General features: G+C 56.2%; 16 protein-coding genes and 1 other RNA gene. 14 read left to right on the top strand and 3 right to left on the bottom strand.

Going from position 1 to position 15,891, the window contains the following annotated elements:
- The first annotated feature begins 63 nt into the window (after positions 1 to 63).
- Positions 64 to 729, top strand: coding sequence for a hypothetical protein (locus EST62_RS08045; protein WP_167599254.1), 666 nt, complete (start codon positions 64 to 66; stop codon positions 727 to 729).
- A 68-nt stretch (positions 730 to 797) separates the two neighbouring features.
- Here the strand turns inward: EST62_RS08045 and EST62_RS08040 are convergent, their stop codons facing one another.
- Positions 798 to 1,091: a helix-turn-helix domain-containing protein gene (locus EST62_RS08040; protein WP_129051587.1), complete on the bottom strand. Its 294-nt coding sequence runs from the start codon at positions 1,089 to 1,091 to the stop codon at positions 798 to 800.
- A gap of 474 nt (positions 1,092 to 1,565) precedes the next feature.
- Between EST62_RS08040 and EST62_RS08035 the strand changes: the two genes are divergently transcribed.
- The 4 genes from EST62_RS08035 (at position 1,566) to EST62_RS08015 (ending at position 6,388) form a co-directional block, all read left to right on the top strand.
- The gene (locus tag EST62_RS08035; protein WP_129051586.1) at positions 1,566 to 2,531 is read left to right on the top strand and encodes an ABC transporter ATP-binding protein; all 966 of its coding nucleotides are present in this window, start codon (positions 1,566 to 1,568) and stop codon (positions 2,529 to 2,531) included.
- A gap of 21 nt (positions 2,532 to 2,552) precedes the next feature.
- Positions 2,553 to 3,263 carry a response regulator transcription factor gene (locus EST62_RS08030; RefSeq protein ID WP_129051585.1) on the top strand — a complete coding sequence of 237 codons (711 nt, stop codon included), beginning with the start codon at positions 2,553 to 2,555 and terminating at the stop codon, positions 3,261 to 3,263.
- On the top strand, positions 3,253 to 5,025 hold the full coding sequence (locus EST62_RS08020) for an ATP-binding protein (protein ID WP_167599253.1): 1,773 nt from the start codon (positions 3,253 to 3,255) through the stop codon (positions 5,023 to 5,025). Before EST62_RS08030 ends, EST62_RS08020 begins: the two co-directional genes overlap by 11 nt.
- A 112-nt stretch (positions 5,026 to 5,137) precedes the next feature.
- Entirely contained in the window at positions 5,138 to 6,388 is a 1,251-nt protein-coding gene (locus EST62_RS08015; protein ID WP_129051583.1) for a mechanosensitive ion channel family protein, read from the top strand.
- Here EST62_RS08015 and EST62_RS08010 read toward each other — a convergent pair.
- Positions 6,378 to 6,896: an NUDIX domain-containing protein gene (locus EST62_RS08010; protein WP_129051582.1), complete on the bottom strand. Its 519-nt coding sequence runs from the start codon at positions 6,894 to 6,896 to the stop codon at positions 6,378 to 6,380. The two genes, EST62_RS08015 and EST62_RS08010, sit on opposite strands and share 11 nt — an antisense overlap.
- A gap of 212 nt (positions 6,897 to 7,108) precedes the next feature.
- Between EST62_RS08010 and bcp the strand changes: the two genes are divergently transcribed.
- The 4 genes from bcp to EST62_RS07990 all read left to right on the top strand — a co-directional run bounded on the left by bcp (position 7,109) and on the right by EST62_RS07990 (position 9,537).
- Positions 7,109 to 7,579 carry a thioredoxin-dependent thiol peroxidase gene (bcp, locus tag EST62_RS08005; RefSeq protein ID WP_129051581.1) on the top strand — a complete coding sequence of 157 codons (471 nt, stop codon included), beginning with the start codon at positions 7,109 to 7,111 and terminating at the stop codon, positions 7,577 to 7,579.
- Between the two features lie 3 nt (positions 7,580 to 7,582).
- Positions 7,583 to 8,146: a YqgE/AlgH family protein gene (locus EST62_RS08000; protein ID WP_129051580.1), complete on the top strand. Its 564-nt coding sequence runs from the start codon at positions 7,583 to 7,585 to the stop codon at positions 8,144 to 8,146.
- 167 nt (positions 8,147 to 8,313) lie between these two features.
- Positions 8,314 to 8,718, top strand: a transfer-messenger RNA (tmRNA) gene (ssrA, locus tag EST62_RS07995).
- Positions 8,719 to 8,970: 252 nt separating this feature from the next.
- Complete coding sequence (locus EST62_RS07990; RefSeq protein WP_129051579.1) at positions 8,971 to 9,537, top strand: hypothetical protein; 567 nt, start codon at positions 8,971 to 8,973, stop codon at positions 9,535 to 9,537.
- Positions 9,538 to 9,782: 245 nt separating this feature from the next.
- On the opposite strand, the gene EST62_RS07985 is transcribed toward EST62_RS07990, so the two are convergent.
- On the bottom strand, positions 9,783 to 10,532 hold the full coding sequence (locus EST62_RS07985; protein ID WP_129051578.1) for a hypothetical protein: 750 nt from the start codon (positions 10,530 to 10,532) through the stop codon (positions 9,783 to 9,785).
- A 295-nt stretch (positions 10,533 to 10,827) separates the two neighbouring features.
- Here EST62_RS07985 and EST62_RS07980 point away from each other — a divergent pair, with 295 nt between their 5' ends.
- The 5 genes from EST62_RS07980 (at position 10,828) to EST62_RS07960 (ending at position 15,841) form a co-directional block, all read left to right on the top strand.
- Complete coding sequence (locus tag EST62_RS07980) at positions 10,828 to 11,250, top strand: (deoxy)nucleoside triphosphate pyrophosphohydrolase (protein WP_129051577.1); 423 nt, start codon at positions 10,828 to 10,830, stop codon at positions 11,248 to 11,250.
- Positions 11,251 to 11,337: 87 nt separating this feature from the next.
- Positions 11,338 to 12,111, top strand: coding sequence for a YdcF family protein (locus tag EST62_RS07975; protein WP_129051576.1), 774 nt, complete (start codon positions 11,338 to 11,340; stop codon positions 12,109 to 12,111).
- Positions 12,112 to 12,309: 198 nt separating this feature from the next.
- Complete coding sequence (locus tag EST62_RS07970) at positions 12,310 to 12,912, top strand: UpxY family transcription antiterminator (protein ID WP_129051575.1); 603 nt, start codon at positions 12,310 to 12,312, stop codon at positions 12,910 to 12,912.
- A 9-nt stretch (positions 12,913 to 12,921) separates the two neighbouring features.
- Positions 12,922 to 14,751, top strand: a complete 1,830-nt coding sequence (gene recQ, locus EST62_RS07965) for a DNA helicase RecQ (protein ID WP_129051574.1) — start codon at positions 12,922 to 12,924, stop codon at positions 14,749 to 14,751.
- A gap of 136 nt (positions 14,752 to 14,887) precedes the next feature.
- Positions 14,888 to 15,841: a hypothetical protein gene (locus EST62_RS07960; protein WP_129051573.1), complete on the top strand. Its 954-nt coding sequence runs from the start codon at positions 14,888 to 14,890 to the stop codon at positions 15,839 to 15,841.
- Positions 15,842 to 15,891: the final 50 nt, after the last annotated feature.

Genomic DNA, 15,891 nt, shown 5'->3' with positions numbered 1-15,891 from the left:
AAGCATGATTCTGTGATCTCCGATCCTGATCGAACAACGTGTAAGTATTTACATCGTAAAGATTTGCCACGATTTGTAGTGGATGAAGGGTTAAGAGAACATGCTGGGGAATTCGCGGGCTTTTCGGGAATGGCCGATCTTGTTGAGCATAAACCAGTCGATAAACTTCAGTATAGCGAGAAATTTGCTTGGACAAACAATCAGTACGATCCAATTAATCAGGGGTTGGCGCAATATCACAAAGCAAAACCAGCATGGATATTTCTTCAGGCAATATCTGGAGGAATAGATGGTAGAAGGTCTCTCACACATGCATCACTGGTTCGTCGATATATGGATAATTGTGGGTCGTGGAAAAGCTCATATCGTTTTATTTTGGCTGTCGTTAAAGATCTTGGAAATACACCGTTTTTTCAAAATACAGACCTTTATGCTGACGAACAATATATTGATGACGAGGTTAGAGAAGATGCTGTATGGGATGTATTTTTTACTAAGTTAAGTGGCGTCCAAGAATATGGTTTTCATTCAGGCATTGAAAAACTTATGTGGTCTACTGACGAATTGAATGGTTCTTTGGCGTCTCTGGATTGGACGGGACTAAGAAGAGAATTAGAAATTAAAGTTCCTGAGTGGATAGAGCTAATCATTAAAAGCGCTATTGATGAAGGTGAGTTTTTCTCACAGAATCTCGATTACGAAAGTCTGTCAAGTTCAGAAATCTATTAGAAGAATTGTCGAAAAATGTTCTAACCTCAATCGCAACCATACTCGATTTACCAGAATCCATCAGAATTTCAGCTAATCAAAATCTCAAGCTTTTTGCCGAGCGCTTCGGCGTAGCTTGATAACGTTGAAAGCTTTACATCTTCTGCGTGGTTCTCGATTCGTGAAATCGCTGATTTGTGGGTTTTCAGCTTTTGGGCGACTTCGACCTGCGACATTCCCGCATTAAGCCTTGCCTGCTTGAGCATCACGCCGATGCGGAAATTTCTGTATCCTTCATCGAACCCTTCGGCAAAACCGGGACTTGACGCCTTCTGCTCGTCAATAAAAGCCTGCAATTCATCTCTGTTCGTGTCGTTTTTCATACTCTTGTTTTCCCTGGGAGCGCCGAGCGCCTGCTCGGCATCTTTTTTTGTTAATAAGCAATTTTACCTCAGATTAACGTTTCTTCGTAATATATCAATGACGTTGAAACCAAAATATGTGGAGCCTTCGGCTCCATTGCCGAGCAGGCGCTCGGCGTTCCCGGCCTGTTAAGGCAGCCTCCTGCAAGGCAATGATAAATCCGAGATGGTGATGTAGGGGCGGCTCTTGTGGCCGCTCGCATACGGAGTGGTGCGACGGTTCGGTTGTCTCACACGTGCCGTTTGTCCGATCCGCCCGATCAGTCAGATCGATGTCCGGCCCCCTCAACTTTCCCTCCCCATACTTTGTGAAAATTGTGCAAATTGCATTGTCGCGGGCTGTTGGGGCCGCGTGAGTCAGGGTTCTCTGTCGTACATTCACCTTCATCAAAGTTGCGCTTTCCGCCGATGGGCGCGGGCGCATGGTTATTATTTATGGAGCATATTCTCGAACTCAAGGATCTGAAAACCTGGTACCGCACCGATAGCGGTATCGCCAAGGCTGTCGATGGCGTGAGCTTTTCGCTCGCCCCGAACCGCATTATCGGCATTGTCGGCGAGTCGGGGTGCGGCAAGTCGGTGACGGCGCTTTCGATCATGCGCCTCGTGCCGATGCCGCCGGGCTACTTCGCCGGGGGCGACATCCTCTGGAAAGGGCGCAGCATCGTCAAGGCATCGGAAGCCGAGATGCGCAAGATTCGCGGCAACGAGATCGCCATGATCTTTCAGGAACCGATGAGTTCGCTCAATCCGGTCTTCACCTGCGGCGACCAGATCATGGAGCAGATTCTCAACCACCGCAACGTGAGCAAGTCGGAAGCGCGGCGGCAGGCGGTCGAGCTGCTGAACCTGGTCGGCATTCCGAATCCCGCCGAACGCATCTCCTCCTATCCCCACGAGCTGTCGGGTGGAATGCGCCAGCGAGTGATGATTGCGATGGCGCTCTCGTGCGGGCCGGAGCTGCTCATTGCCGATGAGCCGACAACGGCGCTCGACGTGACCGTGCAGGCTCAGATCCTCGAACTCATCGGCAGGCTGCGCCAGGAGCGCGGCATGAGCGTGATGCTCATCACCCACGACTTCGGCGTGGTGGCCGAACTCTGCGAGGAGGTCGTCGTGATGTACGCTTCGCGCATCGCCGAGAGCGGCGCGGTGCGGCACATTTTCGAAAACCCGCTCCACCCCTACACGCAGGGGCTGCTCAAGTCGATTCCTCGCCTCGGCGCCAAAAAGGAGCGGCTGAACGTGATCGAGGGCAACGTGCCGAGCGCCACGCGCCTGCCGGATGGATGCCGCTTCGCCGGACGCTGCCCGCTGTCGGACGACCACTGCCGCCGGGAGCAGCCGCCGCTTCTCGAACATGAACCGGGCCATCGTGCGGCCTGCTGGAAAATCGCCTGAAATGAACACAATTGAACAAGCATGGCTGAACCCTCCATACTGATCGTCGAAGATGACCGGAACCTTGCCGGACTGTTGAAGTATAACCTCGAAAAGGCTGGCTACGCCTGCGTTCACGCGGCCACCGGCGAGGAGGCGCTCGACGAGCTGAAACGTCATGCCGTGAGCCTGGTGCTGCTCGATATTATGCTGCCCGGCATCGACGGCTTCGAGGTGTGCCGCCGGATTCGCCAGGATGTGCAGTACAGCGACCTGCCCATCGTGATGCTGACCGCCAAGGGGGAGGAGATCGACAAGGTGTTCGGCTTCGAGCTTGGCATCGACGACTATGTCGTGAAGCCCTTCAGCCCCCGCGAGCTGAATCTCAGAATTCGCGCCATTCTCAAGCGCGACCGGCGCAACCGCAGCAACGTGCAGGAGGTGCTCCGTTCGGGCGGCATCGAAATCGACATTGGTCGCCACGCCGCCACGCTCGACGGTCGTCCGCTGGTGCTCACCCTCATGGAGTTCAAGCTGCTGGCGCTTTTGATGAAGCGCAAGGGGCAGGCGCAGACCCGCGAGGTGCTTCTGAGCGACGTGTGGGACGTGGACAAGAGCATCAACACCCGCACCATCGACACGCACGTCACCCGCCTCCGCGAAAAGCTCGGCGACGCCGGGCGCTTCATCAAGACCGTGCGCGGCCTCGGCTACAAGTTCGACGAAAACGGAGAGGAGTCCGGTGAAGGCTAAGCTCTCATTCAGACTCGGTCTGGTTTTCGGGCTGATCATCTTTTTTTCGCTTGCTTTCAGCTACGTTTATCAGGGACGTCAGCTCCGCAAGGTGCTTTCCCAGAACGTCCGGACAAGCCTGCTTCATGACCTCCGCCTCCTGGCCGGAATGCTGGAGAGCCGCCCTTCGGGCTGGGACGATCCGGCGCTCTCCGACCAGTGGGCCGACCGCATTGGCAAGACGCTCGATGTGCGGCTCACTCTGATCGGTCTCGATGGCAGGGTGATCGGAGACTCCTACGTTCCGGCTGACAAATTCGGCAAGCTTGAGAATCACCGCAACCGCGAGGAGGTCCGGGAGGCGCTCTCCGGACGCCTCGGAGAGGCGAGGCGCTTCAGTGTTTCCGTGCGCGAAAACATGCTCTACATGGCCATGCCGGTCGGCCAGCCGGTGCCGTGGGCGGTGCTCCGGCTGGCCAAGCCGATGCACGACATCACCGCCGTCGAGGCGCAGATCGACCGCGGCATTGAGGGCGGCCTCTACTGGGCGCTCCTGCTCGCCCTGGTAGCTGGGGCCTTGTCGGCGATGTTTCTCTCCCGCCCGCTCGTCAGGATCGCCAGCGCCGCCGACCGCTTTCTGCACGGCGAGAAGGAGGTGAAGATTCCGGTTAAGCGCGAGGACGAAATCGGACGGCTGGCGCGGGCGTTCAACTACCTTTCCGAAGAGATCGTGCGGCTGACCCGCAAGGAGGAGTGGCTCCGGGAGGTGCTTTCGAGCATTCGCGAAGCCATTATCGTCACCAACGCCTCGGGCGAAATTGTGCTGGCCAACCCTGCCGCGTCGCGGCTTTTCATGATCGAAGCCGCCCGTAAGCGCTCGATACCGGTCACCCATATCGAGGATCCGGGAATGCGGGAGCTATTCGAGCGGGTACACCGTCGCCAGAGCGGGGTTTACAACGAAGAACTGACAGCTTCGACCTCCAAAGGCAAGCGCATCCTCAAGGTGACCGCCGTGCCGGTGATGAGCGGCTCGCAGTTCGACGGGACGGTGCTGGTCATCAACGACGTCACCCGCCTGCGCAACCTGGAGCGCACCCGTCGCGATTTCGTCTCCAGCGTGTCGCACGAGCTGCGTACGCCGCTGGCGAGCATCCGGGGCTACACCGAAACCCTGCTCGAAGGGGCGGTCAACGATCCCGAAAACGCCACGGCGTTTCTGAACATCATCCTGCAGGAGAGCGAGCAGCTCACCGCGCTGGTTAACGACGTGCTCGATCTGTCGCGCATCGAATCGGGCAAAATACTCTACACCTTCGAGCCTCTCAATGTCAGGCCGCAGCTCGAAAAAACGGTGGCGCTGTTCGAGCCCGCCGCCTCGCGCAAGGGGGTGCGCATCGAGCTGAACGCGCCCGACGGCTTGCCGCCAGTCTATGCCGACAAGAACTACTTCGACATCATCATGCGTAATCTCATCGACAACGCCATCAAGTACGTCGATGAAAACCGGGGGCGCGTCAGAGTCAGCGCCTACACCACCGGCGACGGCGTCAGCATCGAGGTCGCCGACAACGGCATCGGCATTCCGCAGGCCGATCTCGACCGGATTTTCGAGCGCTTCTACCGGGTTGACAAGGCGCGTTCCCGCGAGCTTGGCGGCACCGGTCTCGGCCTTTCCATCGTGAAGCACATCGTGCTCGCGCATAAAGGCAAGGTTGAGGTGCGCTCCCGGATCAATCGAGGCTCGACCTTTACGGTTACGATTCCTGTCGCCGAAGCCTGAGGCGCGGCTTGCGCGGCGGTTTCGGTTAATCCCCATTTTTTTGTACATAGCCATACAGGCTATGCAAGAACGCGCCTTCTGCTGAATTCCGCTAATCTCCAATCCTGCCGTCATGCTCGACTCTCTTCTGCGCTACATCGAATCCTTCAAAATCGACCACGCGATCGCCATGCCGGTGGCCACGTTGCTTGCCGTGCTCGCCGCCGTCGTGCTTATCGGTATTGTCGAGGTCATCACCAAAAAGGTACTGCTGCGCTTCATCCACCAGTTCGCCAGCCGGACGGCAACCAACCTCGATGACCTCATGGTGAGCCACGGCGTGTTCGACTGGATTGCCCGGCTGGTGCCGCCGTTGCTCGCCTACCGGATGGCCGCTCCGGTTCTGAAGTTTTACCCCGGCGCGGTGCCGATGGTCAACGACAGCCTGGTCATCTATTTCGCAGTCGTGGTCATTCTCTTGGCGCTCTCCGTACTCGATGTTCTCTACCAGTTCTATTCGGGCCACCCGGTCGGCAAGAAGCTGCCGGTCAAAAGCATTGTGCAGGTACTCAAGACGGTCGTGGTTTTGATCGGCGCGGTGATCGTGATCTCCCGATTGCTCGGCCGGTCGCCGGTGGTGTTCATCAGCGGCATCGGCGCGTTCACGGCGGTGCTGCTGCTTATTTTCAAGGACTCGATCCTCGGCCTGGTGGCGGGCGTGCAGCTTTCGAGCAACGACCTGGTGCGCATCGGCGACTGGATCACGATGCCCAAATACGGCGCGGATGGCGATGTGATCGACATTTCGCTCGTGACCGTCTCGGTGCAGAATTTCGACAAGACCATTGTGGTGCTGCCGGCCTACACGCTCATTTCGGAGGGGTTCAAAAACTGGCGGGGAATGCAGGAGTCCGGCGGGCGGCGCATCAAGCGCGCCTTCAATATCGACATGCAGAGCATCCGGTTTCTCGACGACGATCTCATGAAAAAAATGGAGAGCGCCCAGCTTCTGAAATCCTACATGCGAGAGCGCCTTCAGGAGGTTGCCAACCACAACCGGGCGGTTGGCGCCGATGAAAGCTCGCCGGTCAATGGCCGCCGCCTCACCAACCTTGGCACTTTTCGTGCCTATCTTCAGGCCTACGTGCACAGCCTGGCAAAAATCAATACCGATATGATGATTATGATCCGGTATTTGCAACCAGATGCCTTCGGGTTGCCGTGCGAAATTTACTGCTTCACCAAAACGAAGGATTGGGCGGAATACGAAGCGGCGCAGTCGGACATCATGGATCACATCCTGGCCGTGCTGCCGTTCTTCGACCTCAAGGCCTATCAGCTTCAGGGCGCGGTGATCCCCTCTCCGTCGGCCGTCAAAGCGTGAGCGACAGGTCGCGCTCCGGCCAGCGACTCTCTGCGATGATCTGGCGGTGCAGCGGAATCCGAACCGGCGGGAGATTGTTCGGGCTGTAGAAGCCCGCCTCGAACACCTCGTGGTTGATCGCGATGCGCTCATGCGCCGCAATTACGCGATACGCCACCGCCATCAGCGAGCCGTACAGCGCCGATTCGAGGTGCCACACCCCGATCAGCCCGTTGATTTCGCCCTCCAGCGAGGTCTCCTCGAACAGCTCGCGCAGGCACCCCTCTTCGGGCCGTTCGCCCGCTTCAAGAAATCCGCCGGGCAACGCCCATTCGTTATAGGCCGGTTCGTGCGCCCGCCGGATGACGAGCAGCTCGTTGTGCCGGTTGACCGTCAGGGCGACGGCGACCGGCAAGGGATTGATGTAGTGTATCCATCCGCATTGCGGGCAGTTCATCCGGTCGCGGCCATCGATGAAAGCGCCGTTCAGTGGCGTTGCGCAATGCGGGCAAAATGCAAAAGGCTTCATGCCGGAAATATCGGGTATCGGTTTCGTTTCAAAGCGGAAGCACCATGCCGCCGCCCGGCTTTATCGGCAAGAACAGGAACTGCGTTCAAATAATTTCTCGAAGATAGGCGATCCTGCTTTGGCGCTTTGAAAAATCCGGGAAACTTTTTGCGGGGGGAAACGATTCCCCGATGCTGAAAACTCAATGAAAATGTAACTATAAACGAAACATCATGGCACTATTGCAGGTGGGTCAGAAAGCCCCGGATTTTACCGCGAAAGATCAGGATGGCAATGAAGTTTCCCTTCGCGATTTTACCGGACGCAAGGTCGTTCTCTACTTCTATCCCAAGGATGACACGCCGGGTTGCACCAGGGAGGCTTGTGCTTTTCGTGACAATTTGCCTAACTTTCAAAAGACAGATGCCGTAGTGCTCGGCGTGAGCGTCGATGGTCAGAAAGCCCACCGTAAATTCGCCGACAAGTACGAGCTGCCGTTCACGCTCTTGGTCGATGACGAGAAAAAAATCGTCGAGGCGTATGGCGTCTGGGGATTGAAAAAGTTCATGGGACGGGAGTATATGGGGACGAACCGGGTTACGTATCTGATTGATGAACAGGGCGCTATCGAGAAGGTGTGGCCAAAAGTCAAACCCGAAACGCACGCTGCCGAGGTGCTCGACTGGTTGCAGCAAAAAACGTGACACATGACAAACGAATTTGAAATACTCAAGCCGGGCAAGCTCCTCTTGGCTTCGGCAAATCTGCTCGAATCCAATTTCAAGCGGACGGTGCTTCTCATATGCGAGCACAACGATGAGGGGTCGATCGGTTTCATTCTGAACAAGCCGATGGAGTTCAAGGTGTGCGAAGCCATCAGCGGATTCGACGAGATCGAAGAGCCATTGCACATGGGCGGCCCGGTGCAGGTCGATACGGTGCATTTTCTGCACACGCGGGGCGACGTGGTCGATGGGGCCGTCGAGGTGATTCCGGGGCTTTTCTGGGGAGGCGACAAGGAGCAGCTCAGCTACCTCATCAACACCGGCGTCATCAAGCCCGCCGAGGTGCGCTTTTTTCTCGGTTATGCCGGATGGGGCGCAGGACAGCTCGAAGAGGAGTTCGAGGAGGGATCGTGGTACACCGCCGAAGCAAGGAGCGAGCTGGTGTTCACCGACGAATACGAGCGCCTGTGGAGCCGTACCGTGCGCTCCAAAGGCGGCGAGTACTGCTACGTCGCCAACTCGCCAGAACTTCCGGGGATGAACTGAAAGCATTTCACTCCATCTACCGCAGGGGCTGACCTGCGTGTCAGCCTCATTTGTTTGTTTTTCGACTCCTAAACTTTGCTTTTTGGAACTCTGCACCGTAAACAATTGTTGACAATGACAGGAGAAAATCGTATCTACTCCTGATGACAAATGTTCTTTGATTTACTGGGGATGACAGGCTATCGACAGGATAGGTGTAAGATGTCGTTGCACTCCGAGTTTCAGCATGGATGGACTCGTTAAAGAAGTCTATGTACCAAATAGATGCAGACGATTATTCGTATGCAATGGCTGCCTGATTAACAAAAGTTAACACAGACGCCATCGTCCAGCGGTGAATGCGCTTACTCTGAAGGCGCTGGATGGCATAACCCGCGCTTGAGCCTACGGGTTCGCGCAAGTAAGCTTCATACGTTCAGGCCCACTGGGGCGTATGAATATTTGTGAGGGATAAGGGGACGAACGCTGCTGGCGGTGTAATCGTACCACGAAAACTTAATCACCAGAGATGAGTGTGGTGACTGCATCGAGCAGTGTTCTGGACGCGGGTTCAAGTCCCGCCATCTCCACAGGTTACAACCAGTTAGGCAGGTCCGTCAGTACGAGGGCTTGCCTTTTTTTTGTGCCTGCACGTACCTCTTTTGCGATCAGTCCAATCCGACTGATCGGACTGATCTGGCGAAAAATCTACCTCGCCTTCCGCCGCTCCGCGAGCGCTGTTTTGTGTTGCTGAAGAGCGCGTCAGCGCCCAATCGGGCCGGGTGAATTCATTGAAAAATCGATACCTTGAGCAAAGCGCTCACTCAATTCAGTTTCGGAGATCAATGATGAAACCTGCCCAATCAATCGTCACGGCCATTTCGTGCGGTTTGGCCTTGTTGATGATGAACGGAACCGCCCATGCGCGTGAAACGTACCAGGCCGTACCAAACAAGGCTCCGTTGAGTATCTACAAGTATCCGAAAGTCAAGCTGGCGGCTGACCTGGAAGCACATCTCTCCGTGACCAGGGGCGACAACGGCAGGCTCAGCATTACCGGTACGATAACGAATCCGGGTAAAAGCAGTTGCAAGACAGCGTCCGTGGCCGAGCTGATTATGAACCTGAGTTACGCTCCGCAGTACTCCTACGCAAAAACGGGTGTGTCGGACATTCTTGTCTCCCGGTTGTTCAACAATCTCAAGGCGGGCGCGTCGATACAGGTCAACGCCGTTTACCAGATACCGGATTTCGGCGGCTGGGCGTCCGTCAATGTGCCGGGCAACGCCAAACGCCTCTTTACCCTGCGCGTCATCAAACAGAATGGAACCTCCTACAAGCCGGACGAAGACAGCGACATCGAGAACAATGTTGCCGATGAAGTTGTGTTTTACCGGGATTTGACGCGGTGAAGAGGCCTGTTTTCTGATTCGCTTGACGCGATGCTGCCTTTTTGAGAAGAGCCTTCAAGGTTGTGTTGTGTCAGTGGAAAACAGTCCCAGGTTTTTTGTCATTTCGAGGAACAGCCCGACCTGTCGGGATTCGCGATGACGAATCCCTGTCATACAAAACCGGCAGGTTGGCCTGCCAGTACGAGTTTCAGGCACCATCGAATCCCGAAACCATTCGGGACTATGTTTAGCGGTGCTCTGATATTTCAATTGCTTTTCTCATACTCCCCGGTCGATGAAACCGAATTGATCTCTACCGTCGAGTTGGGGAGGATGACGAATTCGCTCATGCCGACGTGGTTCTTTTCTTTGCCCCAGTCGTAGGTGTAGCCGAGTCTTGTCCACGGGTAGCCGTTCTCTCCGTAGGATTGCGCTTTCAAGTCGTTGTACCATTTTTTGAACTCGTCGCTCACTTCGATGAATTTGTTGGGCGTTCGGAAATCGGTTTCAGCTTCGCTGTCAGTTATTTCAGGGTCTGCGCTTGGGCGGTACAGGTCGGCGGGCCTGACCCACATTTCGACGAACCTGGTTTTGCCGTTGTTTGGCGGCAGGCCGAGAAGCTGTTCGAGCCGCAACGAGCTTTGCGGCTCGTGCTGTTTGCAGAAGTTTTTCACCTCCGGCACCGTCGTCACCCAGATTTCCCGCGACACCGTGACCGGTTGGCCGACCTTGTCGTCGTAGCCGTTATAGTTCGTCCAGGTTACGACGAGCACTCGCGTATTCAGCGAGTCGTTGCGGTTTTTCCAGATGAGCCGCTCGTTCGACGGCACGATGGCTACAAGATTTCTCGATATTTCCGATGGCTCGGCAACGGCTGCATCGGCGACCGCCGCGCGGTATTGCTGCTTCAGCGCGTCGTGATCGACGATGCTCTGCCGAGAGGCGCAGGCGGCAAACAGTTGGGAGAACAGGAAAAGCAGCATCAGGCTTTTCAGGCGGGCGAAAGAGTGCTTCATCGGATGGGTCTCCTTGATGGCGGGTTGGGGAGTGCAAGAATCTGTATCAAAGAAAATAAGAGTAATAAAGCTTATAATGAAAGCGGTTCAGCGTGATGAAAACGTGTTCAAACCGGGGGTCTGGCTTTGTGAGGCGTCTGGTCGTTATCCGATGGTATTGAGTGCCTTTTGAGCGGGCTTGAATGCCGGGGTACCAGAATATCGTTGAGAGCGTTGTACATTCTCGCAGTTCAAGTCAGGGGCGCCCATTCAGGTCGCGCCGGTATTGTCAGTTGCCAATTATTTCTCAATTTTCATGTATATCGGCGACGTTGTTTGCGCCATCATCGAGCGTGATGGCCGGTTCCTCATAGCCCGGCGGCCTGCGGGCAAGCATCTTGCGCGGAAATGGGAATTCCCCGGCGGTAAGGTGGAGGCTGGCGAATCGGAGGCCGAAGCGCTTGACCGGGAGCTTCTGGAGGAACTCGGTGTTCGGGTGGAGATTCTCGATCGCCTCACTCCGGTCGAGCACAGCTACTCCGACCGGTCGCTTCGGCTGATTGCGTTTCGTTGCCGCATTGCTGCCGGCGTGCCGGATGCCGGTGAGCACGAGGAGCTGCGATGGATCGAAATCGGCGAGGCGGACGCATTCGATTTTCCGGAGGCTGATCTGCCCATTCTTGTCGAGTACCGGCAGAAAATTGCCGCCTCGTCGGCGCCGTCGCCCGGAAAGAGTTGATCGGGACGGAGTATTTCGCTTGTTCTTGCTATCTTTACGGTGACGTGACGCCGGTTTCCAGCCATTCGCCCAACGATCAATAACCCCATGCTGATACTGAGTAAACTGCTGCCGTTGCTGGTGTTGCCGCCGGGCATCTGCCTCTTGCTTGCCATTGCGGGCCTGCTGTTCAAGCGCCGTTCCCTCGTCTGGATTTCCCTCGTACTGCTGTGGGTGTTAAGCCTGCCGGTTGTCGGCCAGGAGCTGATGCGTCGCATCGAGATGCCTTACCACCGCATTCCGGTCGAGCAGGTTCGGAAAGCCGGTGCCATTGTCGTTTTGAGCGGAATGCTTCAGCAACTCGACGGCGCGCCGCTCGGTGAATTCGGCGAGGCGGCTGACCGTTTCGAAGGCGGGATTGACCTCTTCAGGGCGGGCAAGGCTCCGGTGCTCGTTTTCACGGGAGGTCAGATGCCCTGGGATCCTGACTGCGTGCCCGAGGCCGAACTTCTGGCCGCAAGGGCGCGATTGCGCGGTGTGCCTGCCGGAAGCATCCGCCTGACCTCGACGGTCGTCAACACCGCCGGTGAGGCGGTCGCCACGGCCTCGCTCCTCGGCTCGGTGAGCGGCAAGCCGAAGCGGATCATTCTGGTGACCAGCGCTTTTCATATGCCACGCGCGCTCATGCTTTTCAAAGCCGCGGGTTTCGAGGTCGAACCCTACCCGGTCGATTTCAGGGCGACAGATATGAAGAGCCGGACGACGCTGCCCGATTTTGTGCCCGATGCTAACGGGATGGCCGCTTCATCGATGGCGTTGCGGGAGATGATCGGTCAAATCGTGTACGGTACCGGTATGCGATTTATGAGGTCGGTCAAGTGATGCACCCGTCGTTTTTCCGTGCCCATGAGGGCGAGAATGGTTGCGTCTCTTGATTATGCCGTTTTTTAAAGTTTTTTATATTTAAGTTAAGTTGAGTATATAGGTGTATTTTAAGTATTTACTTGCATCGCCAAGCCGAGGGGAAAGCGGTTTAAAAGCGTATATTTCAGGTGAATGCAATTATTCGATTTTTTTGCGATGACCAATGAAGAGAAAAAAAACGGTTGCTGGTATGCCGTTTACGTTCGCTCCCGCTACGAGAAAAAAGTGCACCAGTATCTGCTTGAAAAGGGACTCTCCAGTTTTCTCCCTTTAATTGAAACGCTCAGGCAGTGGAGTGACCGGAAAAAAAGGGTCGAAGAGCCGCTTATCAGAGGCTACGTTTTCGTGCATATCAACTATCACAAAGAGCATGTGCACGTGCTCGAAACCGACGGCGTGGTGAAGTTCATCGGTATCGGCAAGACGCCGTCGGTGATTTCCGAGCGCGACATCGACTGGCTGAAGCGCCTCGCTCACGAACCCGACGCGATTGGCGAGACGGTGGTCTCGATTCCCGTGGGCAAGAGGGTTCGGGTGCTGGCCGGCCCCTTCAAGGACATGGAGGGCGTGGTCAAAAAAGAGGGGCGCGAAGAGCGTCTCGTGGTCTATTTCGACAGCATCATGCAGGGTGTACAGATCACGATTGCGCCTGAACTGCTTGCCCCGATTGAAAAGGCCTCTCTGGAGCAGTCCCCTGAAACGAAGAAACCGGGGCGTCATGAGGTTGAGTCAGCCATCAGGCACATGGCGCACTCCTGAGCCGCGAGCATGAACGCCCCTTACCCCTCATCCGGCGCAGGATCGCTTGATCGACCGCTGCACCGGATTTTCGGATTCAGCTCCTTCAGGCCCAACCAGGAACAGATCGTCCGGGCGCTCATGGCCGGTCGGGACGTGTTCGCGGTGATGCCGACCGGCGGCGGCAAGTCGCTCTGCTACCAGCTTCCGGCGGTGCTCATGCCGGGCACGGCGCTGGTGGTCAGCCCGCTCATCTCCCTCATGAAAGACCAGGTTGATGCGGCCCGAGCCAACGGCATTCGGGCGGCGTTCCTGAACAGCTCCCTCGACTTCGCCGACCAGTCCGCCGTGCTCCGCTCACTCCAGAGCGCTGATCTCGACCTGCTCTACGTCGCGCCGGAACGCTTCGCGCTCGACCAGTTCCGCGAGCTGCTCACGGGCTGCCGCATCAGCATGGCGGTCATCGACGAGGCGCACTGCATCTCCGAGTGGGGCCACGACTTCCGCCCCGACTACCTCTCGCTCTCCTCGCTGGTCGAGCTGCTGCCCGACGTGCCGGTCGCGGCCTTCACGGCCACGGCTACCCGGAAGGTGCAGCAGGACATCGTCGAGCGGCTCCGTCTGCGCGATCCGTTCATGTTGCGCGCCTCGTTCGACCGGCCCAATCTGTTCTACGAAGTGCGCTTCAAGGAGCCGGGCGAAGCGCAGCTCGTGTCGCTTCTGCAAGGATTCGCGGGCCAGTCGGGCATCATTTACCGCACCAGCCGCAAGAGCGTCAACGACACGGCGGCCATGCTGCAAAAACGCGGCATTCGCGCCCTGCCGTACCACGCGGGCCTCGGCGACACCGAGCGGAAGCGGAACCAGGAGGCGTTCATCCGCGACGAGGTCGAAATCATCGTGGCCACGGTGGCCTTCGGCATGGGCATCGACAAATCGAACGTGCGCTTCGTCATCCACGCCGATCTGCCCAAAAGCGTCGAGAGCTACTACCAGGAGACCGGACGCGCCGGTCGTGACGGCGAAAACGCCCGCTGCATCATGCTCTTTTCGCACGCCGACATTCCGAAGGTGCGCTTCTTTATCGACGCGATGCAGGACGAACAGGAGCGCTGCCGGGCGCTCGACGCGCTCTCGAAGGTGGTCGCGTTCGCCTCCTCCACGGTGTGCCGCCGCCGGATGCTGCTCGAACATTTCGACGAAGCGCTGCCGGTCGAGAACTGCGGCACCTGCGACGTCTGCCAGGGGCTGCACGAAGTGACCGACTGCACGCGCCAGGCGCAGATGGTGCTCTCCACCATCGTCCGCACCGACTCCCGCTTCGGCGCGACCCATCTGGTCGATATTCTGCTTGGCAGCAAGAACCAGAAGATCATGGAGTTTGGCCACGACCGCCTCAAGGTCTATGGCATCGGCAAGGGCCACGACAAGAAGTTCTGGCGTCGGCTCATCGACGACCTCATCGCCCGCAAAGCGGTTGGCCGCTCCGAGGGGCTGTATCCGATGCTCTACCTGCTCGAAGGCGGCGCGAGGATTCTCCGGGGCGAAGAGCGGGTCGAGATGGTCAGGATCAAGGAGAAGAAGGGTAAAACTGCCGCCGCCGTGCGCGGAGGTCTCGACGCGCTCTCGGAGGCCGACAAGCAGCTTTTCGAGCAACTCCGGACGCTCCGCAAGCGTCTGGCCGACGAGCAGGGCGTGCCGCCGTATGTCATCTTTTCAGACAAAACCCTCGTCGAACTGAGCGACCTCCAACCCTCAACCCCCGAAGAGATGCTCGCCATCAGCGGCATCGGCGAAGTAAAACTCGCCCGCTACGCCACGCCATTTCTGGAGGCGATAGCCCGGCACAAGGCGGGGTGATTGCTTTTGCTCGACATTAGCTGCATTCTGAGTGGTTATTCGATTGTGTCTTATATTGGTTGTGATTCAGAGATACGCAGTTTAGGCGGATCAAGCTAAACAATGTTGGCTCAAAGCCGATCAGCAACACTACATCGTGGAGAAGGGAGCGAAAATGAGCGAAGAATTTCTATCCAAGATAAAGGGTTTCAAAAGAACTTTCGTGATCCACTCCAATGCAAACCCTTATGCTTCTGCGGCTGTAATGGGAAATATTGCTGCTCGTAGTCAAGAAGAGGGTTTTTATTTTCGCTTTTCAGACAATTTCATCCCAATGGTTGATGACTTTGCTAGCGAGGAGTTCGACGCAAATGCTGCTCCGGACCAGATCGATGCGGATTTCAAGAATGATTGGGTCGGATACCTGCGAACTAACGGTTTTCCAGCCTGCGGTCTCAAATACAAGGATAGACGCACGCCTGTAGAAAACACTATGCTTTATCTTAATGCGTATAGACGCATTCCGGCAATGAAGCCCAGGATCGTTCATGAGTCGCGAGAGCTATCGGTACCATATGAATATAGTCCAGACTATGAAAAAATTGTGGCTCTCATCAAGCCTGGAGGCGATCTTAAACCATATCTTAGCCGTGATATTCTCAAAAAGAAGCGCCCTGATAAAAATGACGCCTTGCTCAACTCTTGGGGAATACAACATCTGCATTTCCGCACAGAGGGAAGCGATCAACTATTATTTTGCGTAATAGCAGAATCAGATGTTTTCGTTATTCAGGCGCTGTCTCACAACGAGGAATATCTATGGGTAAATACTCAGCTTGTTGAGATTTTGCACAGGAATTGGCCGGAGTTGATCCTCCACGCAAAACATGATGGCCTGCGCCCAGAAGATATATCAAATACCAAACGTCACTCGCTTCGCAGCAAAAACGCGAACTTCGCAGTTACCGTTTCTGATGGAACTGTTTATCTTCCACTCGCGGGGGGGACAATGGCGTCCGGTGACTCCATGGAAGATCGGGTAAACTGTGATAAGATTTTTTCAGAACTTGAATCTCTATGGGATATATTCCCCGAAGCTCTGCTTCGTTAAAGATAAAAGTGTAATAATTGAGCACATATATTCATAAAAGTCATAATGTA

This window comes from Chlorobaculum sp. 24CR, assembly GCF_004118635.1.
GTDB lineage: Bacteria > Bacteroidota > Chlorobiia > Chlorobiales > Chlorobiaceae > Chlorobaculum.
Note: the sequence above shows the minus strand (reverse complement) of the source record. Positions and strands in the feature narration are given on the sequence as shown.